This is a genomic window from Desulfoprunum benzoelyticum, assembly GCF_014201505.1.
GTDB lineage: Bacteria > Desulfobacterota > Desulfobulbia > Desulfobulbales > Desulfocapsaceae > Desulfoprunum > Desulfoprunum benzoelyticum.
This window is the reverse complement of the sequence record NZ_JACHEO010000004.1, coordinates 56,551-80,845: the sequence shown is the minus strand read 5'-3', so window position 1 is coordinate 80,845 and position 24,295 is coordinate 56,551. Positions and strand designations below refer to the sequence as shown.

Genomic DNA, 24,295 nt, shown 5'->3' with positions numbered 1-24,295 from the left:
GCCCGACCTTTGCGCCGAGCTTGACCGTTGCGATGAGTTGATACGCCTCTGCGCTGCTGGCCATTTCGCCTTGGCGAACTTCAGCTCAGATGCGGCTGAAAAGCCTTGCAACGGCTTCGCGATAACTACCGCGAGCACACAACGCACCTGCTGTACCAGCGGCTCATGGAAAAGAGACGACGAGCCCCGAGACTCAAAGCCTACGCTCGGCAAGCGGCGTCAGGGTGCCGCTGTCAAGGTGGAGCCGTTCACCGATAGCGCCGACGGTCTGTTGCTCGGATTCCCACAGCACCAGCATCACCAGATACTGCGGGAACGTGAGTCCGAGTTCGGCCAGCAGCGGCCGGTACTGGCGGGTAACGAGGTTCGATGCGGCATAGAGAGCGAAACACACCTGCCGGTCGAGCGACATCAGGTCGTCACACACAGGGGGCGCTTTATTCTCTGGCATTTTGGGTCTCGGTCGGGAAAGTCGGCGGCGGGACTATTGCGTCAGTTCGATTACGACCTTGCCGAAATGCGCTCCCGACTCAAGGTGGCGGAACGCTTCCTGCGCCTCGGCAAACGGGAATACGCGATCGACCACCGGCTTCATGCCGGTTCCAGCGACCAGCCCCGCTGCTTGCTCCAACATGGCTCGGCTGCCGACGTAGATGCCGATCATGCGCTTGGCACCGAGCGTCAGGGTCATCGGATTGACCTCGCCACCGAAGCCGCTGACGCCCCCGATGACGGCGATGGTCCCGCCCACGGCGGTGGATGCGACAGAGCGGGTAACGGTTCCCTGCCCGCCTACCTCCAGCACCAGATCGACTCCCTCGCCGCCAGTTTGGTTTAGCACCTCGTCCTGCCATTCGGGGGTCGCACGGTAGTTGATCGTCACATCCGCACCCAGGGCGCGGGCGCGCGCCAGCTTCTCATCGCTGGACGATGTGACGATCACCCGCAGGCCTGCAGCCTTTGCCAGCTGCAGACCCAGGATTGAAACACCACCGGTGCCAAGCAGGAGAACAGTATCGCCGGGGCGAACGTCGGATGACTCGAAGATCGCATTCCACGCGGTGACGCCTGCACACGGGAGGGTCGACGCCTCGACGTATCCAAGCTGGTCCGGGATCTTGGCGAGGGTTTCCTCATGCAGCGTGACTTCTTCGGCCAGCATACCGTCGACGTCGCCACCGAGCGAGTTCCGGACCTTGCTTCGATCAGGCCCACCTTCGAGCCAATGGGGGAAGAAGGACGCCGCCACCCGGTCGCCCGGCTTGACCCGGCGGACCATCGAACCGACAGCGATGACATCTCCCGCGCCATCGGAACAGGGAATGACCGGGCGATCTACCTTCGTCGGATCCATCCCCTTGGCGACCACCAGATCGCGATAATTTAGCGACACAGCACGCACCCTGACGCGTACTTCGTAGGGCTCGAGCGGGCGCTCGACGATGTCTTCCAACTGCAGTCCGTCGATTTGCCCGCCATGCGAGATCCGATAAGCCTTCATGGTCACTCCTTAAAGTTGCCAGTCAACGCGCGCTCCATCCACAAGCGGGGGCGCCTCGCGGCCTGATTGTACACAAATAGATTACGCGCAATTAAATCGGGCTTCAAGTGCTCGAACGATGGTCGGTCCAGCGGTGGGGGAGCATCGGCCGCTTCGCCAAACGATGTCGTAAGCACGCTTCGATCAGCCGGCGGTTTCGCTTGGCTGCGGCCTTGGCTGACGCCTTGCCTTCGGTGGAGATCGTTATTTTCGGCAGTCGCTTCCGTGGCGGTAAGCTTCCAGGGCATCAGCGTCGGCTAATGCAGCACCGGGCAGCTTGCTCGGGCGTCGGTAGCACCTGCAAAGAACAAGAAGAGGATCGGTGGCCCGCGCCAGGGTGGCGGTACCCCACCGGTTTCTAACCTGCAGTTCAAGCGGACCGTCCCGAAGCGGGCCGGCCGCTTAACTGCACGAGATCGCTCACTGATGCGTCGCTCCCCGGCGCACCGCCTCGGCGAGGGGGCGGTACTGCAGCTGGTAGAACATGTGCAGGTAGCGGGCGGTCTCCTCTCTTTCCAGATTGCTCATATATTTCCAGAATCCGTAGATCCGGGACAGTGTCATCATCCGTTCCGCGTACTGCTTCCAGGTGTAATGGGTCTTGACCCGGGCCAGCGCCCCGAGCGACAGTCGTTGCCACTCCTGCGGATCGGCATCGCAGGTTTCGAGGAAATCGGCAATCTGCGCCGCACAGGAATCACCGTCGTTGGGATCGATATGGAAACCGGAGACGTTATGGCGGATGATCTCCAGCGGGCCGCCGTATCTGGTCGCAAAAGTCGGCAGTCCCGAGGACATCGCCTCGATGATTGTCAGGCCGAAGGCCTCGAACAGGGCAGGCTGAACGAAAATTCCACGCAGGTCGGCGATGTAGCGGTACATTTCGCCGGACAAGTTTTTTTCCATATGCAGTCCCAGCCAGCGGATTTGACCGTCGAGCTGGTGCCGGTCGATCAGTTCGTGCATGAGCCGGATCTGTTCCTGCTCCTCGTGGTCGCGCGACTCCTCGGCGGTCATATAGCCGCCGATCACCACCAGGTTGGCGAGCCCGCGCAGCCGCTCGGAGCGGCCGTACCAGTCGACCAGGCCGGTGAGGTTCTTGATCCGGTCGAGGCGGGCCATGGAAAAGATCACCGGTTTCTCCCTCTTCACCAGGACCCCGCGGGCGCAGGGGTGGGGACCGCCGAACAACAGCTCTTCGATCTCCGGATGGAGAGAACTCAACCGCCGATCCTCTTCGCTGTGGGAAAAATAGACCCCGGCATTGGCGCCCGGCGAGACGATGTTGAATTTCGGATCGAAGAGGTTGATGCCGTCGATCACCCGGAACAGCCCGGGCATGGTGAAGGAACGATAGCTCTCGTATTGGCCGATCGAGTCCGCGGTGCCGACGATCTCCTGGTAGGTGCTGGTGATGATGAAGTCGGCGGTGTTCATCGCGATCAGATCGGCGGTGTACTGACAGGAAAAATGGTACTGGTCGTCGTTTTCATGCCAGTACAGGTCGGAGTGAAGATACTTCGTTTTTTCGAGGGCATGGGCGATATTGCACTGGGTGATGCCGAGGCGCTGGCTGAGCAGGGAGGCGACCAGGTTGCCGTCGGAATAGTTGCCGATGATCAGGTCGGGCCGACCGCCCAGTTCCGCCAGGGCCTCCCGTTCGGCATGTCCGGCGAAGTCTTCGAGATACGGCCAGATTTCGAAACGGGAGATCCAGTGGCGGATGATCTCGCCGTTTTCCTTGTGGAACGGTACCCGGAGAATCCAGGTGTTGCTGCAGCCGTTGACCTTTTCGAGGCGCTGGCCGCAGGTCGTGCCCTCGGCGTCCGGGATGAGGCGGGTGAGGATGAGGATCTTCGGTTCGACGATGACACCCTGCCGGGCCAGCCGTTCCCGCATCTCATGTTCCAGTGCCCGCACCTGGTCGAGGATATAGACGACCTGACCGCCGGTGTCCGGCAGGCCGAGGACATTGTGCTGGCCGAAATAGCCGTGCGGCGAGACTACCAGCAGCCGTGAGATCATCGGGATGCGGGCCAGGAAGGCCTCGAGGTTTCCCGGCGATGGCGCTTCGAGCAGATCGAGAAGGAGGTTCATCGTCTCGGCCACCCGTTCGGCGCAATCGCCCCAACCGGGGGAAAACCCCATTCGCGAGAGGGCATCGGCAAACTTTTCGAGAGGGGTCTGGCCGTCGAGTTTGTCAACCCACCCCAGTGCCTTGCGCAGGCCTTCCCGCAGGGCCGTCACCGAATTGAAATCGCCGTGAATCATCAGCGTTTTGCCGTCGATGGAATGGACCTTGAGAAAATTCAGCAGGCGCACCTCTCCTTCGTGAACTCTTTGAAACAGCGTGCTCGAGAGCTGACGATTAAGAAACATCACCCCCTGGCCGATCGTTCTGGCCTCCTTCAACCGGGGGAAGTCTCTGCCGAAGGGACCGAAATCGATTTCGAGCACAGGATGTCCATCATCAGCGGGGAGGACCTGAGCCTCCTTGAAGCGCAGAAATTCGCTGATGTCTATCTCCTCAGGCACCACATGTTCGATATGCATCCGCACAAAGCGCCACTCGGCGATCCGCCCTCGCACCGAAAAATAGGCCCAGGGCTGGTTGAAGACCCCTTCCTGGAGATGGAAGACAAAGGTCTGGAGGCAGGAGTCGGGCAGGTTGCGATCGCTCTCGTCGCCCATCTGCCGGAATTCCTGACGCAGGTCGGAAGGAAGGAGGAACAGGCGGTTGCAGCCGAAGCACCGCCGCAGAAAAGTATAGACGGAATCTCGGTTCTCTCGTGTGAATTGGATCAGTTCTTCGATCATGACGTCAGAAACCTTTGTGGATGGCTGGAACCGCCGAATTGATAATGGGCGATTCCTTCGAGAATCCCCCGCGCATAGTGATCGGAGGCGAAATAGACCTGATGTCGCCCCTTGAGCGATCTGATCTCGGGGCTGTGGTTGCCGACGATGACCCCGAGGGTGTCGCCGAGCATCATCTCTATGTCGTTGCCGGAGTCGCCGGCGACGAGAAAGGAGTTGAGCGGCAGGCCCCACTTGTAGGCGAGGTAGCGGATGGCCTGCCCCTTTGAGGCGCGCACCGGCAGGATATCGAGATAGGCCTGGTGCGAGTAGATCAGGTTGGCGCGCAGGTTGAGGCGCTGGAGATAGGCGCCGACCTGGTCTATGGGCGGCATCAGCTCGGGGATGACATTGTAACTGATCTTGAACTGACGCTGGTTCTCCTTCTGCTGCAAGGTAATGCCGGGGATGGCGGTCATCGCTTCGGCCAGGGCGTCGCGTCGCCACTGGTGGCGAATGAGTTTGGCCCAGCCGGGATCGGCACGGAGGTCGGGTCCATAGGCGATCTCCGTGCCGACCGAGGTGATCACCACATCCGGCATCGGCACCCGCCAGTCGCGCAACGTTCGGACCGTGCCGGCCAGGCTGCGCCCGGTCGCGACCCCGAAGGCGACCCGTCCCGCACGGACCTGCAGCCACTCGATCAGTTGCTCCAGGCCCTCCTGATCGCCGATCAGGGTGTTGTCGATATCGCTGATCAGCGCCTGTCTGGCCAGCGGCAGTGCCGACCGGCGGTCATGGGCGAAGGTCGCCAGCTGGCGGCGGAACCGCTTGCGATCCTTGCGCAGCACCCGCCGGACAGCATTGAGGTACTGGGCGACATGTCCGGCCCAGGTATAGTGCCGTTTGACGCCGAGAATACCGCTGCGGGCCCAGGTTCTCCAGGCCTTGCGGTCGCTGAGGACCGTTTTCAGGGCGAGGGCGATGCCCTCGGGCTTCAGGGGATCGATCAGCAGACCGTTGCGGCAGTTGCCGATGATGTCGATAGGACCGCCGTCTTCGGTGGCGACGATCGGCAGACCGCTGGCTGCGGCCTCGATCAGGGTGAGGCCGAAGGGCTCGGTGAGGGCCGGGTTGACGAATACCCCGCGCCGTCTGGCGGCGAGGCGATAGAGGTCGGGGATGTCCTCCATTCGATGGTGTTTGGGTATGGCGACCTTGCCCCACAGGTCGTAGCGGTCGATCGCCAGCAACAGATCCGCCAGCACCTGCTGCTGGGCGGCCTCCATGGTCTGGATATCGTCGCGGTTGCCGGCGATGATCACCAGATTGGCCATCTCCTGCAGATCCGCGTCCTCGCCATAGGCGGTGAGCAGGCGGTGCAGATTTTTTTTCGTTTCCGGTCTGCAGATCGCGAGGATACAGGGTTTTTCCGGGATATCAAGGAAACGGTCGACCATCCGGCAGACCGTTTCGGAGATCGGTCGCCGACCCGGCGCTGAAAACCGCGTGGTGTCGGTGCCGGGGGGAATGACGCTGGCCCGTTTGGCATCGAAATTGATATAATCGCCATACTGGGTGACAATCTCCTGGCGGGTGCTGGCGACGATCAGCGAGGCATGGCTGAGCACCTCCTCCTCGGCGGCAAGACGCTGGGCAAAGTTGAACTGACGTTCCAGCGAACTCTTCTTTCTCCCCGACTGAAGCAGCCGCTGCAGTTTGCCGCGGCCAAGCGAATGGCCGGTATGGATCTGGGGGATGCCGAGCAGCCGTGACAGCTGCGTGCCGACGTAGCCGGCATCGGCATAATGGGAGTGGATGACGTCCGGCAGCTTCTCCTGGGAACGGAGGTGGTGCAGACAGCGGTCGACCAGGTGATCGAGGTGCTTCCACAGAACTTCCTTGCGCAGGTAGCGTTTCGGACCGAATGGCAGACGCACGATCCGTGCCCTCGGCCCCAGCTTTTCTTCAGGCTGGGCATAATCGGACGAGACCTCCCGATCGTCGATCAGCCGGGTCAGCAGATCGACCCACTCGACATTCGGGTTGCGGCCGAGGGCTCGGGCCAGTTCGACGACGTAGGTGACCTGGCCGCCGGTATCGGCGTCCCGGCCAAGCTCCAGGTCGTGGCCTCGGACGAGGCCATGGATGCTCAGCATCAAAATATGCAGGGGTGGCTTGTCCATAGTGACCTCCATTGTGCAGGTCCATAACGCCGGATCGTCCGCAATGGGAATACCGCTGGTGATGGGGCGACTGGCCAGTGCTGCGGGACGGCGGGACGACCGGAATCATGGACTGCCTGTTCGCTGTATGGCAGTTGAGTGTGACGGACGCCGAGGCGGATAGCCGGCAACGGCCGGACACCCGTTACCGGTTGTGGTGCCGGACGATGCGCGGGTATGCAAAAACTGCATGCCAGGGGTGTTCTCGCCGGGCATGCAGGATTGTCGTGTCAGAGAAAAAACTCAGCCTGCGCTTGAGACAACAGGTTGATTATCAAACTAATTTATTATAAAAATTGCATAATTGCAAGACGATGCTGCAATATATCAAATATCAATTGTAATAACAAGTATATGTCTCGGCAAGGAGAGGTCCGGCTGATCCCGGAGGGTGGAAAAATCAAACATTAAATATTCAAAATTATTGAATATGGCAAGCGGTCGAGGGGGCGACTTTTCGCCTGTATTCAGCCCCCTTGCCGGTCGTTTCCGGTTTTCTAGCTCTTTTCCGGGTACATGGTCGTGAAGGTTTTTTCCGATTCGGCGGTGCCGATCATGATCATCTCATCGTCGGTCTGCAACGGTTCGTTCGGGTCGGGGTTGATCAGCATGCGTTCCTGACGCCGGACGGCAATGACACTGCAGCCGGTGTTCTCGCGAATGCCGCTGTCGATGAGGGTTTTTCCGACAAGGTGGAGATGGACCTTGTGACGGAAAATATTCAACCCCTCGGTCAGCATCAGCACCTTGCCGGGGGAGAGGAGATTGATGATGGTGTTGGCCGCCATCGACGCATGGGACATGACCAGGTCGGCGCCGGCGGCGTGGAGGATGTTGATGTTGCGGTCGAGGTTGGAGCGGCAGATGATCTGGATGTCGGGCCGCAGGCGCCGGCAGTAGATCGTCAGGTAGATGTTCATCTCGTCACTGTGGGTCGTGATGAACACCGAGGGGGCATCGGCGATGCCGGCCCTGCCCAGGACTCCGTGATCGGCGGCGCTGCCGACGATGGTGTTGTCGACGCCTTCGATGATCCGGGGGTTCTTGTCGATGATGCGGTAGGCGATTCCTTCCTCCTGGAGGGCGATGGCCGCCGCCTTGCCGACCCGACCGCCGCCGAGGATCAGGACCGGGGCGTTGACGGGATGCGTCTCTTCGACGTAATTGTCATAGGCCGCCAGCTGTTCCTCGGAACCGGCGAAGACCAGGACGGTGCTCGATTCGATGCGGGTCTCCGGCCTGGGCAGGCTGAATTGGCCGCGATTCCACAGGCCGACGACGTTGACCCCGAGTTTCTGGCGCAGGCTCAGTTCCCTGATGGTCCTGCCCACCAGCCGGGTGCGCATCGCCGGGGCCGCGGCGATGACCAGGTCCTCATAGCGGTAGGTGATATTGGCGAGTGTCCGCCGACCGAGAGTGCGCCGGGCCAGGGACTGGCCGAGCATGTTCATGAACTGGAAGACGTGGCTGCAGCCGGCCAGGGCCAGGATATCGATGGAGTCGTCGAGGTCGGCGTTGGCGGCGATTGGTACGTTCGGGGCGATGCTGCGGACGATGAAGGTGATGCTGGTGTTTTTCATATCGTCGTTGACCGCCACCACCAGCGCCGCCTCATTGACGCGGGCGCGGAGGTAGGTGTCAGGGTCGTCCAGTTCGCCGACGAGGACCTGCAGGCCCTGGTCCACCAGGTCGAGGGCCTGCTGCACCTCCGGAATGAGGATGACGTAGTCGTGCCCGTACTGACGGAGGCGGCCGATGAGGGCGATGGTGATCGGGTCGTAGCCGGTGATGATGACATGGTTGGCGAAATTCTCCGGCAACTGCCGGGGAGCCCGGGATTTGGACTGGGCCTCGAGCCAGGGGGCATAGAAGAACTGGATGAAGGTGAAGGGCAGCATGATCAGCAGGAAGACGATGCCGGAGAGGAGAACGATGATGGAGAAGATCTTGCCGATGTCGCTCTCGAAGGTGATATCGCCGAATCCCAGGGTCGACATGACCGTCAGGGTCCAGTAGAAGCCGGTGATGATCGAGTAGTAACGGCCTTCGATGTTCATGATGACATGAAAGAGAAGGCTGTACGCCACGATGAACAGGCCGAGCAGGAAGAGGAATTCGAACAGGGTGCGGATATTGCGCCGGGTCCGCCGGTTCTGCATCAGATAGATGATCTGGGACGGGAGATATTTCATGGTCGCATGGTCTCGTCATGAGCCGCTTGGCGGAAGGATTCGGGCAGGCTGGGATGCTTGGGCAAAGGAATGAATGAGAAGAGGCTTTCGATTAATTGCTGCCAGCACATTGATTTCAGCGGCGTATGGTGGAAATTTGAATTCTGTCGTCATAATATGAAGAATACTCTTCTCAATGCCAAATTCAAGCTGCAGGGATAATCCGCTGCAATCGGCTCGAGATGCACAGGCTATGGCAAGTATTCATGCAATCGGGCGCACCGTCAAGGCTATTGTCGTCATTGCCGGTGCCTGTCGTGGTAAGATATGTACCGATACATATGAAGAATGATCTTCAACGAGGAGACGAAGGAAATGGAAAAGATGCATGTGCGCGACCTTATGGTTCCGGTTGACAGGTTTCCGAAGATTTCCTACCGTACGAGTTTTTATGAGGCGGTCAGAGCCCTGGAGGCCGCTCAGCAAAAATACATGACCGGGGAGGCCAGGCAAAGAATCCTTCTGGTGGAGGACGATGATCACAGGATCATCGGCAAACTCAGCCCCATCGATCTGCTGCGCGGACTGGAGACCAACTACAGCCGGATCGTTGCCGAGAACACCCTCTCCCGCTTCGGGTTCACCAATATCTGGAAAACCATCCAGGAGGACTACAATCTCTGGGGAAATCCTTTCCACGACCTGTGCCGCAAAGCGGCGCAGGTTCAGGTCAAAGATTTCCTCAAGGGCCCATCCGAAGGACAGACCGTGGCGGTTGATGACCTCATGGCCAAGTGCTTCCACCTGTTCGTGATGAATCGCCATGACTCGCTGTTTGTCGTTGACGGCGATCAGATCGTCGGGCTGCTGCGGTTTTCCGATGTCTACCAGGAGGTTTCGAAAACCATGAAGGAATGCCATATCGACACGGTACCCAAATAGGCGCCGGTCCGGTTCGAACAAGTTCCGAGTCCGGTCGATGAGTTCAGGCGCCGCATTGATACACGGCGCTTTTACCGTCGGGAGCGGTCTGCCGTCCCCCGGTGGTCTCTCTTCCGATTTCTGTCTTGATCCCGATCTGGCCCTCAACCGGGAAATAGAATCAAGCTGACCGATATGAATAATAAAAATGAAGAGTTTCGGAATGTATCCAAGCCGCATGCATTGCCGATCGATGCGATTCTGGCGGATCTCCGCAGCGATCGTGATGGTCTGTCCTCGGATGCGGCGGCCAGGCGGCTTGAACGTCTGGGGCCCAACAGGCTGCCGGAGCCCCCGAAAGAAGGACAGTTGAAACGATTTTTCAAGCACTTTCACGACACCCTCATTTATATCCTCATTGCAGCCGGAGCGGTCACCGCCGTCCTCGGCCACTGGGTGGACACCGGTGTGATACTCGGGGTCGTGGTCATCAATGCGATTATCGGTTTCATCCAGGAAGGCAAAGCCGAACAGGCCCTGGAAGGACTCCGCAAGATGCTCTCGTTGCAGGCTCATGCCCTGCGTGACGGAGAATGGCGGGAGACCGACGCCGAACAGCTGGTGCCGGGGGATATCGTCCGCCTGCGCTCCGGGGATCGTGTGCCCGCCGATCTGCGCCTCATGGAGGCGATCAACCTCCGCATCGAGGAATCGGCCCTGACCGGGGAGTCTATGCCGACGGCGAAAAACACCGAGGCGGTGAGGGACGATGCCGGTGTCGGCGACCGGTCGTGCATGGCCTTCTCCGGCACCCTGGTCGCCGCCGGCCGGGGCACGGGGGTTGTGGTTGCCACCGGGGCACAGACGGAACTGGGCAAGATCGACAGGATGATCTCAGAGGTGCAGACCCTGGCAACCCCTCTCACCCGGCAGATGGATAAGTTCGGCCGGACACTTTCCATTGTGATTGTCGGGATGGCCGCCCTGATGTTTCTGACCGGTTGGGTTCTGCACGATTTTTCCCTGGACGAGTTGTTCATTGCCGCCATCGGTTTTGCCGTGGCGGCGATTCCGGAAGGTCTGCCGGCGATCCTGACGATAACTCTGGCGATCGGAGTGCAGCGGATGGCCCGCCGTAAGGCAATCACCCGCAAACTCAATGCCGTCGAGACCCTCGGCTCGGTGACGGTGATCTGCTCCGACAAGACCGGGACGCTGACGCGCAACGAAATGACCGTGGTCCATCTGGTGACCGGGGATGGCCGATATGACGCGGAGGGAAGCGGCTACGCCCCCCGGGGCGGCATTCACCGGGAAGGACGGCAGGTAACAATCGCCGACCATGAGGATCTGCGACGGCTGGTGGAGATTTTTGCCGTCTGCAACGACTCGGCCATTGTCGAGGACAACGGCCAGTGGCGGGTCATCGGCGAACCCACCGAGGGTGCCTTGAAGACATTGGCGAAAAAAGCGGGTTTTTCGGACAAAGGGTACCAGCGCCTGGCCGTTATTCCCTTCGAGTCGGAAAATAAGTTCATGGCCACCCTGACCCGCAGTTCCGGCAAGGGCACCCGCATTCTGATGAAGGGGGCGCCGGACCGGTTGCTTGACCGTTGTGCACGCCAGGCGGGCAAAAATGGCCGGGAGGAGCCGCTCGATCGGTCGTTCTGGGAAGAGCAGGTCGATGCCCTGGGCGCCAGGGGGCTGCGTGTTCTTGCCGCGGCGATCCGGGAGGTCGAGGAGGAGAAAGACGAGTTGGCGATGGAGGATCTTGACCGCGAAATGGTATTTGCCGGGCTGGTCGGGATCATCGACCCGCCGCGGCCCGAGGCCATCGCCGCCATCAAGACCTGCCGACAGGCCGGCATCCGGGTCATCATGATTACCGGCGACCATGCCGGCACTGCCGCCGCCATCGGTCAGGACATGGGAATCGGCAGCGGCCGGGAGGCAGTCACCGGAGACGCCATCGAGGCGGCCTCCGATGAGGAATTGGGACGGATGGCGGGTGAGAGCGACATCTTTGCCCGGACATCGCCCGGCCATAAACTGCGGCTTGTTCAGGCGCTGCAGGCCAGAGGGGAGGTGGTCGCCATGACCGGCGACGGGGTCAATGACGCGCCGGCGCTGAAACAGGCGGACGTTGGGATCGCCATGGGCATCAAAGGTACCGAGGCGACCAAGGGGGCGGCCGACATCGTCCTGAGCGACGATAATTTTGCCACCATTGAGCGGGCCGTGCAGGAAGGCCGGACGATCTACGACAATCTGCGCAAAGCCGTTGTCTTTATCCTGCCGACCAATGGCGCCGAAGGCCTGGTGGTTCTCGTGGCGGTGGTATTCGGCCTGGAATTGCCTCTGACACCGGTGCAGATCCTCTGGGTGAATATGGTTACCGCTGTAACCCTGGCTCTGGCCCTGGCCTTTGAGCCTTCGGAGCCCGGACTGATGTCCCGACCGCCGCGAAAAACGGATGCCCCCATACTGGACGCTTTGTTCCTGTGGCGCATTGCTTTTGTTTCAACCATGATTGGCCTGGCCACGATCGCCGTCTTTATCGTCCAGCGACGTCTTGGTATGGATTTGCCGGCGGCACGCACCCTGGCCGTCAACACCCTGGTGTTCGGGCAACTGTTTTACCTGTTTAATAGCCGTTTCCTGCACGAATCAAGTCTGGGATTTTCGCGGCTCTTCGCCAATCGGGTGGCATGGCTGATGGCCGGCGTGTTGACGATGCTCCAGATGGTCTTCGTCTATGCGCCCTTCATGCATTCCTGGTTCGGCTCGGCCTCTCAGTCGCTCCGTTATTGGCCGGTCCCTCTCGGTATTGGCCTTTCCGTCTTTCTGGCTGTGGAAGCGGAGAAGGCTCTGTTGTCCCGCAGGACATGAGGCGATTATTGTAATATCCCGGGGAAATGGGTATTCCTGTGCAGGAATATGCCGTTTTCTCTGTTCCCGGAAAGGAGCCCCGCCTTTATTGGGTGCTGTGAATACATGACTCTTCGTGATGGGTTAACCAGGCCATGAATCTGCTGTTCATTGTTCTCCTTCCCTTTGCCGGCGCCCTGCTGCCGCCGCTTGCCGGGCGACTGGGCCGCGAGGCGGCGGCCTGGACGGCGGCCATCGTCCCGGTGCTGGCCCTGCTGCTGGCGCTGGAGCCGTTGCTGGCCGCCTTTGCCGGGGCGCCGATGACGGTGGGTCGGGCATGGCTGCCGCAGGCCGGTGTTGACCTCATCCTGCGGATGGATGGCCTCGCCGGCCTGTTCATCCTGCTGATCCTGGGCATCGGCCTGTTGATCATCCTCTATGCCAACTACTATCTGGCGGAGGATGATTCTCCCGGCCGTTTTTTCGCCTTGCTGCTGCTGTTCATGGGGGCCATGGTCGGTATTGTCCTGTCCGATCACCTGCTGCAGCTCCTGGTTTTCTGGGAATTGACCTCCCTCAGTTCATTCCTGCTGATCGGCTTCCGCCATCGCAGCGTCGAGGCCCGACAGGGGGCAAAGATGGCGCTGGCGGTCACCGGCGCCGGCGGGCTGGCGCTGCTCGCCGGCTTCCTGCTGCTCGGCCGGATCACCGGCAGCTACCAGATCTCGACCATTCTCGGCATGGGCGACATCATCCGCGCCCATCCCCTCTATGTCCCGACCCTGCTGCTGATCCTCCTCGGCGCCTTCACCAAATCGGCCCAGTTTCCGTTTCATTTCTGGCTCCCCCAGGCGATGGCGGCGCCGACTCCGGTCAGCGCCTATCTCCATTCCGCCACCATGGTCAAGGCCGGGGTCTTCCTGCTGGCCCGGCTCTTCCCGGCCCTGTCCGGCACCGATCCCTGGTTTTTCCTGGTCGGCGGCACCGGCCTCTTGACTCTGGTGTATGGGGCCTATTCCGCCCTGTTCAAACATGACCTCAAGGGGCTGCTGGCCTATTCGACCATCAGTCATCTCGGCCTGATCGTCCTGCTGTTCGGGATCGACACCCCGCTGGCGGCGGTGGCCGCGGTCTTCCACATCATCAATCACGCCACCTTCAAGGCCTCGTTGTTCATGGCCGCCGGCATCATCGACCACGAGACCGGCACCCGCGACATGCGCCGGATCAACGGCCTGTGGAAGTACATGCCGATCTCCGGCACGCTGGCGATGGTCGCCGCCGCGGCGATGGCCGGGGTACCGTTGCTCAACGGCTTCATGTCCAAGGAGATGTTCTTCGCCGAGACCTTTCACCTTGCCGTTCTCGGCTCCTTTTCCTGGTTCCTGCCGGTGGCGGCGACCGGGGCCGGCATCCTGGCCGTCGCCTACTCGGCCCGTTTCATCCACGATGTCTTCTTCAACGGCGAGCCGGTCAACCTGCCGAAGTACCCGCCGCACGAGGCGCCCCGCTACATGATCCTGCCGGTGGCGGTCCTGGTCGGCCAGTGCCTGATCGTCGGGGTCTTTCCCACCCTCACGGTCGCCCCTTTCCTGGCCCTGGCCTCGGCCGCCGTGCTCAACGGGCCATTGCCGGCCTACAACCTGGCGGTCTGGCACGGTTTCAACGCCCCCTTCATCATGAGCCTGGTGGCGATGTTCGGCGGCATCCTTCTCTACAGCCGCCGCCATGCCCTCTTTGCCCTGCATGACCGGCTGTTCTGGGGGATCGAGGCCCATCTCCTTTACCGGCGGGTCGTTCATCGCCTGATCGACGGGGCGCGGATGGCGACGGAGGCCATCGACAATGGTTCCCTCCAGCGCTCGGTCGCCCTGTTGCTGCTGGCTGCCGGTCTGGCGGTCCTCCTGCCGCTGGCAAGCGGCGATTCGGCTCTCGCCGGAGATCTGCCGATCTCCGCCGTTGATCCCGTCACCCTGCTCGGGGCGCTGCTGATGATGGCGGCGGCCCTGGCGACCGTATTCTTTCACCGGCAGCGGCTGATCGCCCTGATCGTCCTCAGCGTCGTCGGCCTGCTGGCGGTTCTGACCTTCGTCCGTTTCTCCGCCCCCGATCTGGCCCTGACCCAGCTGGCGGTGGAGGTCGTCACGATCATGCTGCTGCTGCTGGCCCTCTACTTCCTGCCCCAGCAGGACCGGCCGGAATCGCCGGGCTGGCGCCGCGGCCGCGACCTGCTGCTGGCCCTGGCCGTCGGCGGTGGCTGCGGCCTGGTGACCTGGGCGATCCTCACCCGGCCCGCCACCACGATCGCCGACTATTACCTGGCCAACAGCCTGCCGGGCGGCGGCGGGGCCAATGTGGTCAATGTCATCCTCGTCGATTTCCGCGGTTTCGACACCCTCGGTGAGATCACCGTGCTGGCGATCGCCGCCATCGCCATCTACGCCCTGCTTGACCGGCTCTGCCTGGCTCCCGGCACCCTGTACGGCGTGCGACCGCGCTGGGCCTTCGAGCGTCATTCCCTGGTCCTGGCCCAGATCACCCGCTTCCTGCTGCCGCTGGCCCTGATGGTGGCGATCTATTTCTTTCTCCGCGGCCACAACGCCCCCGGCGGCGGTTTCATTGCCGGGCTGATTACCGCCATCGCCCTGATCCTGCAGTACATGGCCAGCGGTATTACCTGGACCCAGATGCAATGGCATCAGCATTTTCATAAGGTCATCGCCTGGGGCGTCCTGCTTGCCGCCGCCACCGGCCTCGGCAGCTGGCTCTTTGACCGGCCCTTCCTGACCTCCGCCTTCGGCCATTACGATCTGCCGCTGATTGGCGAGATCGAACTGGCCACGGCGATGCTCTTTGACCTCGGCGTCTATCTGACGGTCGTCGGGGTGGTGATGCTGATCCTCGCCACTCTCGCCCTGCTGAGCCGGCGCTGCGTTGAAACCGGGAGGTGCAACTGATGGAAATGCTCGCCTCCCTGGTCGTTGCCGTCCTCTTTGCCTGTGGTGCCTACCTCGTCCTGCGGGCCCGCACCTTCCCGGTGGCGATCGGCCTGGCCCTGCTGTCCTACGGCGTCAATCTCTTCCTGTTCTTCACCGGTCGTCTGGTGACCGGCGCTCCACCGCTGGCGGGCGGTGCTGCCGCCACCGCCGACCCGCTGCCCCAGGCCCTGGTGCTGACCGCCATCGTCATCGGTTTCGGTATGACCGCCTTTGTCGTCGCCCTGTCCCTGCGGGCCCGCGGCGAGCTCGGCAACGACCACGTCGATGGCGCGGGAGAAGAGCGATGAGCCACTGGATCATGGCGCCCCTGCTCCTGCCGCTGCTGGCGGGGATGGTCAACCTGCTGCTGGTTCGGCACGGTCCCGGCCCTCAGCGCCTGGTGTCCCTGCTGACGACCGCGGCCCTGCTGCCTGTGGCAATCCTGCTCCTGCTCCGGGCCGACAGCGGCGAGATCGTTCTCTACCAGCTGGGGAACTGGCCGGCGCCGTTTGGCATCAGCCTTGTCCTCGACCGCCTGAGCGCCATGCTCCTGGTGCTCACCGCCTTGCTGGCCCTGCCGGCCCTGGTCGCCGCCACCGCCGGCGACGACCGGCGCGGGGAGAATTTCCATGTCCTCTTTCCCCTGCAGCTTTTCGGGATCAACGGCGCCTTCCTGACCGGCGACCTGTTCAACCTCTTCGTCTTTTTCGAGGTCATGCTGATCGCCTCCTACGGCCTGGCCCTCCACGGCGGCGGTCGCGACCGGGTTCGCGCCGGCCTGCACTATGTGGTTCTCAACCTGATCGGCTCGAGTCTGTTTCTCGTCGCCATCGGCACCCTCTACGGGATCGCCGGCACCTTGAACATGGCCGACCTGGCGATCTATACGACCACTGCGGCGGTGGAACAGACGCCCCTGCTGCGGGCGGCCGCCCTGCTGCTGCTGACCGTTTTCGCCCTCAAGGCGGCGGTCCTGCCCCTCCATCTCTGGCTGCCGGCCCTCTACAGCGCCGGCATTGCCCCGGTGGCCGCACTGTTTGCGATCATGACCAAGGTCGGGGTCTATGCCATTCTCCGTACCTTCACCCTGATCCTGCCGGTGACCGGGCCTGGAGCCGATGTGGCGGCAGTGCTGCCGGCGGTCGCCCTGCTGACGATTGCCCTCGGGGCCCTCGGGGCCCTCGGCGCTCATCGCCTGACGGTGCTGATCGCCTATCTGGTGGTCGTGTCGGTGGGGACCCTGCTGGCCGGGATCTCGCTGTTCACTGTCCCCGGCCTCACCGCCGCCCTCTTCTATCTCCCCCATACGACCCTGATCACGGCCGGCCTGTTCCTGCTTGCCGCCCTGATTGCCGGTCGGCGCGGGGCGGTGGGCGATCAGCTGCAAGCGGTGGCGGTCAATCCCGGCAACCTGCTCGGCGGCCTCTTCTTTCTCGCTGCCATTGCCGTCGCCGGCATGCCGCCCCTGGGCGGGTTTCTCGGCAAGCTGCTGCTGCTGCAGGCCGTGCCGCCGCCGCAGGCTCCCTGGCTGTGGACCGTGGTGCTGGTCGGCGGCCTCGCCGCCATCGTGGCCCTGAGCCGGGCCGGCAGCTCCCTGTTCTGGCGGACGGAGGGCGAAGGAGTCGCCGGGACCGGTCTTCCCTTGCCTCTTCTGACCTCGACCGTGCTGTTGCTGGCGCTGACCGTGGCGCTGACGGTCTGGGCCGCGCCGCTCACCCGTTATGCCGAGGCCACCGCCACCCAGCTGCTGCGACCGCAGGAAACCGTTGAGGCCGTGCTCGGCCGGGAGGCAGGCCGATGAAACGCTGGCTGCCCCAACCGCTGTTCAGCCTGAGCCTCTGGGGGGTCTGGCTGCTCCTCGGCAACACCCTGGCGCCGGGACAGATCCTGCTCGGCGGCCTGCTCGCCCTGGCGCTGCCGCTCTTCACGGTGCGCTTCTGGCCCGACCGGCCACGTCTGCGCCGGCCGCTGCGGATCCTGACCTATATCCTGATGCTGCTCTGGGATATCACCGTCGCCAACCTGACTGTGGCCCGCCTGATCCTTCATCCGACCCGGAAGCTGCGGCCGGCCTTTATCCGTCTGCCGCTTGATCTGGGCAACGATTTCGCCATCGTCGTCCTGACCAATACCATATCCCTGACGCCGGGCACGGTCTCGGCCGATCTCAGTCTCGACCGGCGCTCGCTGTTGATCCACGCCCTCGACGTCGACGATGTCGAGCAGACCATCGCCCGGATAAAACACCGCTACGAGCGGCCCCTGCAGGAGATCTTCGCATGCTGAACCTTGCCGTGATCATCGCCTTTGTCTGCATCGCCGTCGCCCTTCTCCTCAATTTCTGGCGTCTGATCCGTGGTCCCAGCCTGCCGGACCGCATCCTGGCGCTCGATACCATGTATATCAACACGGTCGCCCTGCTCGTCCTCTTCGGCATTTACCAGGGCCTTACCGTCTTTTTCGAGGCGGCCCTGATCATCGCCCTGATGGGTTTCGTCAGCACCGTCGCCCTGTGCAAGTACCTGCTGCGCGGCGACATCATCGAATAGGGAGAACCCGCCATGCTCGATCTGCTCACCTCCTTTTTCCTGGTCGTCGGCGGCCTTTTCGCCCTGATCGGCTCCATCGGCCTGGCCCGGCTCCCCGATCTGTTCATGCGCCTGCACGGTCCCACCAAGGCCACGACTCTCGGGGTCGGCGGCATCCTCATCGCCTCGATGCTCCACTTCAGCAGCCTCGACAGCGGCCTCAGTCTCCACGAGCTGTTGGTCGCCCTCTTCCTGCTGATCACCGCGCCGGTCAGCGCCCACCTCATTGCCCGCACCATGATCCATCTGCGCGGCGGCACCGGGACCGTCGTCGATGAGAGGGAAGCAGGACCGCAGCAAGGCGGCACGGATCAGCGATGAGCGGCGGGATCGTTATCAACGCCTTCGGCGGTCTAGCCATTTTCCTGCTGGCGATGCTGATGATGACCGAAGGCCTGACAATCTTCGCCGGAAGCGGCCTCAAACAGCTGCTGGGCCGCTGGACCTCGACGCCGCTGCGCGGTGTCGCCGCCGGCATCCTGGTGACCGGACTGGTACAGTCGTCCAGCGCGGTGACGGTGGCCACCCTCGGCTTCGTCAACGCCGGGGTGCTGACCCTGCGCCAGGCGCTGGGGGTGATCTTCGGCACCAACGTCGGCACGACGATGACCGCCTGGATGGTCAGCCTTCTGGGATTCGGCTTCAAGATCGAATCGTTTGCCCTGCCTATCCTCACCCTGGGAGTGATCCTCCGGTTGATCGCTCCGCGCCGTCGGTGGAAGGGTCTCGGCAAGGCCCTGGCCGGCTTCGGCCTGTTTTTTCTCGGGCTGGCAATTCTCAAGGAGGCGTTTGCCGAGCTGGCCCATACCTACAGTGCCGAGGTGGCCGGCGGGACGATCGCCGGTGGCCCGCTCGCCCTCCTGCTTGTCGGTTTCGTCGCCACTGTGCTGACCCAGTCGTCGAGCGCCGCCATCGCCATCATCCTCACTGCCGCGGCCGGCGGTGTGATTGGTCTCGACATGGCGGGCGCAGCCGTCATCGGCGCCAATCTGGGGACGACCTCCACCGCAGCGGTGGCCGTCTTCAAGGCGACTCCCGCCGCGAAGCGACTGGCCCTTGGCCATATCTTCTTCAATGCGGTTACAGGCGTTGTCGCCCTGTTGCTGCTCCCCGCTTTTCTGTGGCTGATCGGTGAACTGGCCGAAATGCTCGGTATGCACAATGGCGCTGCGACGAAACTGGCCCTGTTCCATACCGTTTTCAACGTTCTCGGGGTCTTTCTGATGCTGCCGCTGACCGGTTTGCTGGCGAAACTGCTGGAGCGATTGTTCCAGAGCGTGGAGGAGGATATCGGTCGACCGCGTCATCTCGATTCGACCCTGGCGGCGACGCCGGCCCTGGCCGTCGCGGCGCTGCACGAGGAACTGCAGCGTCTGCTGGGCATCGTCACCGGCATTCTGCACTCGGCCCTTTCCGGGGCTGCCAGGACCCCGGATCTGGAGAAGCAGGCTGATGCCGTACATACCCTTACCGAGGCCATTGCCGGTTTTGTTGCCAGCCTGCGGGCCGATGCCATGACCCAGCAGGCAGCCGGTGAAATGGCCGATGCCCTGTATGCCGCCCGTCACTTCCGGGAGGCCGCCCGGCTGGCACCGAGCATGCGCCTCCTGGTCAAACAGGCGGGCAGGCTGGAAGATTCCGCGGCAGGTCAACCGCTGCAGCAGGTCCTGGCGCTGGCCGGGGACTGTATCAGCGAGGCTCCTGCCGCCGAACAGACGACTTCGTCGGATACACGTCTGGACGAGTTGCGCTGGATCAGTCGACAGGCTCGGAAAGGACTTTTGGATACGGCGCTCCACCGGCAGTTGAGTGTCGATGGCCTCGATATTGTCCTGGAGGCCCTCTACTCGACCAGACGCGCCCTCGAGCAGCTGATCAAGGGAAGACTTCTGGCTCGGGGCTGGCAAAAAACGGAGATAGGCGCGGAAAAAGGCGAGCGGCAGGAACAGATTGCCGCCCAAGTCAAGGCCGAATGAGCGGCCCCGGCCGATGCAGGTACAAGTACCACTGTTCCGGTCAATGGGTGTGGCACTATAGAGGAAGGAATCGGGCAGGCACGGCAGATTCCTGAGGGATCCAAGACGATGGCAAAAACGATGACACGATCCGGCCATGATCGGCGCGACGGCGCCCATTTCGCCCGCTACACCCTGATCGGCTTTTTCACTGTCGCCCCGCTGTGGGTGACCTGGCTGGTCTTCGATTTTCTGCTCGGTATCCTGGCCGGTGCCGGCACGCCGCTGCTACTGGGGTCTGCCCGCATCGTCGGGCCTTTCTCGGCGACCCTGGCCGACTGGTTGCGCGACACCTCCTTCCAGCGACTGGTTGCGGTCATCATGACCCTGGCCCTGTTTTATGGCATCGGCCTGTTTGCCTCCTTTGTCGTCGGCCGCCGCCTGATCGAGCTGTTCGAGGCCATCCTCGCCCGCCTGCCGCTGGTGCAGACGATCTACGGCGCCACCAAACGCTTCCTCCAGACCCTGCGCCAGCCGCCGGTAAGCGGTCAGCGCGTCGTCCTGATCAGTTTCCCGACTCCGGAAATGAAGGCCGTCGGCTTCGTCACCAGGATCATCCGCGACGAAGCCAGCGGCTGTGAACTGGCTGCGGTCTACGTGCCGACCTCGCCCAACCCGACCTCCGGCTATATCGAGATCGTGCCGATGAGCGAAGTCGTCCAGACCGACTGGAGCATAGAGGAGGCGATGAACTTTGTCATGACCGGCGGCACCAACGCCCCGGACAGCATCCGTTTCACCTCCAAGGATGCAGGGGGAAAAGACGGCAAGACCGATATTCCGGGATGACCGACGGCCCCGGCTGTTTGCCGGAGAGTGCGCTGAAGGGAGGGGAGATGATAGAGTTGATCAAAAAATTCGAGAAGGCCCTTATTTTCTCGCTGGTGGTGATGATGGCGATCGTCCTGTTGCTGGCGACGATCGAACTCGGCTGGATCATCGTCAAGGACATCGTCACGCCGCCGGTGTTTCTGCTCGAGATCGACGAGCTGATCGAGATCTTCGGCCTGTTCATGCTGGTGCTGATCGGCATCGAACTGCTCGAGACCATCATCAGGACATATCTCGACAGGAGCACCGAACACGTGACGATCGTTATCGCCGTCGCCCTGATTGCCATCTCCCGGAAAGTCATCGTCCTCGGCAAGCAGGAGTTCACCGGAGACATCCTCCTGGGCATCGCCGCCGTGATCATTGCCCTGGCAGGAGGCTATTATCTCATCAGGCGCCGTTCCGGAACGTTCGGAGAAGACGGCGAATGAGATTTTTCACCACTCCGTCCCGCTTGTGAAGATCCCTTTTTTCCTCTCCATTCTGATCAAATAACGGCAGTCGACCTGTCCTGCCGATGCCGTCGGTTTCGGCAGGGGTTGCCGGTTCCATTCGTCCTTCGCAATAATAGCGGCGGAACAGTCAGTCATGTATTACAATGTGGTATATCCCGTAGGGGAGGATGACCCCGAGAAACCGTGAGGCTGCCATGACTCGGACCAGATATGACATTGTCCTTTCTCTTTCCGCGCTGCTGCTTTGCCTGCTTTTCTTCCCTGCTGCTGCCGCTGAATCGTCAACGGCAGGGGATGAAGACGATCTTGAGCGCCTGGTTGTGTTAGCCCTGGCGAACAATCCCGCGATCGACGCCTCGGAAGAGCGGTGGCGGATGGCCGTTCACCGGGTCGCCCAGGCCGGAGTCCTCCCCGATCCGATGCTGATGCTGCAGCTCCAGAACGGCCTGGTCCGCGATCCCCTCGACCTGAACCGCGATCCCGGCACTGCCACGGTCATCGGCCTCAGCCAGACCGTGCCCTTCTTCGGCAAGCGCGGCCTGCAGCGGCAGGGGGCCGAGCGTGCGGCCGAGGTCGAACGCTGGCAGGTCGAGGAACGGCGGATCGCGCTGCGGCGGATGGTCAAGGAGACCTGGTACCGCATCTACGCGGTCGATCGGGGGCTCGACGTGGTGGTGAAGAACATTGCCGCCCTCGACGACCTGGTGCGTTTTTCCGAGACGATGTACGGGGTGGGCCAGGGACTGCAGCAGGATGTCCTCAAGGCCCAGCTGCAACGCTCGAAGATGGAGGAGATGCGTATCGATCTCCAGCAGAGGCGCCGTTCGCTGGCCGCCGCCCTCAACAGTCTGCTCTACCGCCCGGTCGAAGCGAGTCTGCCGGCGCCGCCGCTCCTGGCGATAAAGGCGGTGGCGGTGACCCAGGCCGAACTCGAGCAACTGGCCGACGCCCATCGGCCGGCCCTCAAGGCCCTGACCGCCCAGGTCGACAAGGCCGATATCAGCCGGGCCCTGGCCGACAAGGAGTTTCTGCCCGATTTCACCCTGTCCCTGGAATACATGCTGCTCGAAGAGGCAATGGGGAGCGAGGGCGACGACATGTACACCGCGTCGGTCTCCTTCAACCTGCCGGTGCAGCGGGCCCGCCGGCGTGCCATGGTCGCCGAGGCCGGGGCCGAGGGCCGGATGGTGCTGGCCGAGCGCGAGGTCCTGCGCAACCGGATCCGCCAGGGGGTGGCCGATGGTCTGGCCGCCCTCGACCGCAATCGCCGCCTGGCCGAACTCTACGACCAGGGGCTCATTCCCCAGGCGACCGCCGCCCTCGAGGTGAGCCTCGCCGCCTATCGGGTCGGCAGAACCGATTTCATGACGGTGCTCGACAGCCGGATGGCCCTGTTCAACCTGGAACGGGAATACCACGACGCGGTGGCGGAACACCGGACGCAGCTGGCGGTGCTCGAAGGTCTGGTCGGCACGCCACTGCCTCGAGACGGACAATGAGGGGGATCGATTGAAGATACTGAAAATCTTAGTACTGATCGTCGTCGTGATCGTCGCCGCCACCGGCGGCTATCAGCTCGGAGTCCAGCGGCAGCACGACCATGAGCAACCGGGGCCGGGCCAGGGTGCAACGGTGGAGCAGAAGCAGCAGTATACCTGCAGCATGCACCCGTTCATCATCCGCGATGCGCCGGGCAACTGCCCGATCTGCGGCATGGCCCTCGTGCCGCTGAAACCCGGCGCCGGCGGGGCCGCGGTCACTGAAGATGAAAGCGGCGCCGGCATCATCAGCATCGACCCGACGACCGCCCAGAACATGGGGGTGCGAACCGAGGCCGTCAGCCGCCGCAAGCTGGTCAAAACGGTCCGCACCGTCGGGCTGCTGACCTATGCGGAGGGGCGGCAGTTTTCGGTCAACAGCAAGATCGAGGGCTGGATCGAAAAGCTCTATGTCAACCAGGAAGGGCAGACCGTCAAAAAGGGCCAGCCGCTGCTGGCGATCTACAGCCCCGAGCTGGTGGCGGCGCAGCAGGAATACCTGCTGGCCCTGGACCACCGCCGCAGGCTGGCCGGCAGTCCCGTCCCCGGCATCGCCGCGAGTGCCGAGCGGCTCCTGGCGGCCGCCCGCACCCGCCTGCAGTACTGGGATATCAGCCCCGGCCAGATCAAGGCGATCGAGCAGGCTGGCCGGATCACCAAGACCCTGACCCTGTTCAGCCCCCACAGCGGGATCGTGACGGGGAAGAAGGCCCTTCAGGGGATGCGGGTCATGGCCGGCGAAGAGCTGCTGCAGATCGCCGATATCTCCACGGTCTGGATCAACGCCGAGATCTACGAACACGAACTGCCGTGGGTCAGGGTCGGACAGAGAGTCAGGGTCGAACTGCCCTTTGCCGCCGGCCGGACCTACGAAGCGAAGATCGCCTACATCTATCCCTACCTCAACAACGACACCCGGACCGCCCGGGCCCGGATCGAGCTGGCCAATCCCGGGCTGGAGCTCAAACCCGACATGTATGCCAATGTCAGCATCGATACGGCGGCGGTCGACGGGGCCCTGGCCGTCCCGGTCAACGCCGTCCTCAGCTCCGGCAAGGGCCGGACGGTGTTCGTCGCTCGCGGCGACGGCCGGTTCGAGCCGCGGCCGGTGACCAGCGGGCTGAGCGACGACAATGGCTATATCCAGATCCTGTCCGGTCTCGAGGAGGGCGAGGCGGTGGTGGTCTCGGCCCAGTTCATGCTCGATTCCGAGAGCACCCTGCGCGAGGCCCTGCAGAAGATGACGGCGCCGCCAGGGGTGGAGGGCCGGCCGGCCGAGACCGGCAAGGCGTCCGGCGCCCCGGCCGATGGCAAGGGGACGCAATCCCTCGACGACCTGTTCAAGTAATCCGCTGTCAACCCCTGGCCC

General features: G+C 62.7%; 17 protein-coding genes and 1 pseudogene. 13 read left to right on the top strand and 5 right to left on the bottom strand.

Going from position 1 to position 24,295, the window contains the following annotated elements:
• Window positions 1-202: 202 nt before the first annotated feature.
• From HNQ81_RS05640 to HNQ81_RS05620, 5 genes and pseudogenes are all read right to left on the bottom strand, one after another.
• A pseudogene (locus HNQ81_RS05640) lies at window positions 203-451 on the bottom strand (MarR family winged helix-turn-helix transcriptional regulator); the annotation flags it as partial.
• 33 nt (window positions 452-484) lie between these two features.
• On the bottom strand, window positions 485-1,501 hold the full coding sequence (locus tag HNQ81_RS05635) for a zinc-dependent alcohol dehydrogenase family protein (RefSeq protein ID WP_183349200.1): 1,017 nt from the start codon (window positions 1,499-1,501) through the stop codon (window positions 485-487).
• A 459-nt stretch (window positions 1,502-1,960) separates the two neighbouring features.
• On the bottom strand, window positions 1,961-4,357 hold the full coding sequence (locus HNQ81_RS05630; protein ID WP_183349199.1) for a sucrose synthase: 2,397 nt from the start codon (window positions 4,355-4,357) through the stop codon (window positions 1,961-1,963).
• Window positions 4,354-6,522 carry an HAD-IIB family hydrolase gene (locus HNQ81_RS05625; protein WP_205240184.1) on the bottom strand — a complete coding sequence of 723 codons (2,169 nt, stop codon included), beginning with the start codon at window positions 6,520-6,522 and terminating at the stop codon, window positions 4,354-4,356. The genes HNQ81_RS05630 and HNQ81_RS05625 overlap by 4 nt, the downstream gene beginning before the upstream one ends.
• A gap of 536 nt (window positions 6,523-7,058) precedes the next feature.
• A complete protein-coding gene (locus HNQ81_RS05620) occupies window positions 7,059-8,753 on the bottom strand; it encodes a potassium channel family protein (protein ID WP_183349197.1) in 1,695 nt (564 codons plus the stop codon).
• Between the two features lie 354 nt (window positions 8,754-9,107).
• Between HNQ81_RS05620 and HNQ81_RS05615 the strand changes: the two genes are divergently transcribed.
• From HNQ81_RS05615 to HNQ81_RS05555, 13 genes are all read left to right on the top strand, one after another.
• Window positions 9,108-9,674 carry a CBS domain-containing protein gene (locus HNQ81_RS05615; RefSeq protein ID WP_183349195.1) on the top strand — a complete coding sequence of 189 codons (567 nt, stop codon included), beginning with the start codon at window positions 9,108-9,110 and terminating at the stop codon, window positions 9,672-9,674.
• 174 nt (window positions 9,675-9,848) lie between these two features.
• Complete coding sequence (locus tag HNQ81_RS05610; RefSeq protein WP_183349186.1) at window positions 9,849-12,542, top strand: cation-transporting P-type ATPase; 2,694 nt, start codon at window positions 9,849-9,851, stop codon at window positions 12,540-12,542.
• 134 nt (window positions 12,543-12,676) lie between these two features.
• Entirely contained in the window at window positions 12,677-15,478 is a 2,802-nt protein-coding gene (locus HNQ81_RS05605; RefSeq protein ID WP_183349184.1) for a monovalent cation/H+ antiporter subunit A, read from the top strand.
• On the top strand, window positions 15,478-15,807 hold the full coding sequence (locus HNQ81_RS05600) for a Na+/H+ antiporter subunit C (protein ID WP_183349182.1): 330 nt from the start codon (window positions 15,478-15,480) through the stop codon (window positions 15,805-15,807). Before HNQ81_RS05605 ends, HNQ81_RS05600 begins: the two co-directional genes overlap by 1 nt.
• A complete protein-coding gene (locus HNQ81_RS05595; RefSeq protein WP_183349180.1) occupies window positions 15,804-17,300 on the top strand; it encodes a monovalent cation/H+ antiporter subunit D in 1,497 nt (498 codons plus the stop codon). Before HNQ81_RS05600 ends, HNQ81_RS05595 begins: the two co-directional genes overlap by 4 nt.
• Window positions 17,297-17,785: a Na+/H+ antiporter subunit E gene (locus HNQ81_RS05590; protein WP_183349178.1), complete on the top strand. Its 489-nt coding sequence runs from the start codon at window positions 17,297-17,299 to the stop codon at window positions 17,783-17,785. The genes HNQ81_RS05595 and HNQ81_RS05590 overlap by 4 nt, the downstream gene beginning before the upstream one ends.
• On the top strand, window positions 17,779-18,048 hold the full coding sequence (locus HNQ81_RS05585) for a K+/H+ antiporter subunit F (protein WP_183349176.1): 270 nt from the start codon (window positions 17,779-17,781) through the stop codon (window positions 18,046-18,048). Before HNQ81_RS05590 ends, HNQ81_RS05585 begins: the two co-directional genes overlap by 7 nt.
• 12 nt (window positions 18,049-18,060) lie before the next feature.
• The gene (locus tag HNQ81_RS05580) at window positions 18,061-18,408 is read left to right on the top strand and encodes a Na+/H+ antiporter subunit G (RefSeq protein WP_183349174.1); all 348 of its coding nucleotides are present in this window, start codon (window positions 18,061-18,063) and stop codon (window positions 18,406-18,408) included.
• Window positions 18,405-20,063: a Na/Pi cotransporter family protein gene (locus tag HNQ81_RS05575; protein WP_183349172.1), complete on the top strand. Its 1,659-nt coding sequence runs from the start codon at window positions 18,405-18,407 to the stop codon at window positions 20,061-20,063. Before HNQ81_RS05580 ends, HNQ81_RS05575 begins: the two co-directional genes overlap by 4 nt.
• A gap of 108 nt (window positions 20,064-20,171) precedes the next feature.
• A complete protein-coding gene (locus tag HNQ81_RS05570) occupies window positions 20,172-20,891 on the top strand; it encodes a DUF502 domain-containing protein (RefSeq protein ID WP_205240185.1) in 720 nt (239 codons plus the stop codon).
• A gap of 47 nt (window positions 20,892-20,938) precedes the next feature.
• Window positions 20,939-21,364 (top strand): phosphate-starvation-inducible PsiE family protein, encoded by a 426-nt coding sequence (locus HNQ81_RS05565; RefSeq protein ID WP_183349170.1) that lies wholly within the window; start codon window positions 20,939-20,941, stop codon window positions 21,362-21,364.
• A 218-nt stretch (window positions 21,365-21,582) separates the two neighbouring features.
• Entirely contained in the window at window positions 21,583-22,887 is a 1,305-nt protein-coding gene (locus HNQ81_RS05560; protein WP_183349168.1) for a TolC family protein, read from the top strand.
• Between the two features lie 10 nt (window positions 22,888-22,897).
• On the top strand, window positions 22,898-24,274 hold the full coding sequence (locus HNQ81_RS05555) for an efflux RND transporter periplasmic adaptor subunit (protein WP_183349166.1): 1,377 nt from the start codon (window positions 22,898-22,900) through the stop codon (window positions 24,272-24,274).
• The last annotated feature ends 21 nt before the right edge of the window (window positions 24,275-24,295 follow it).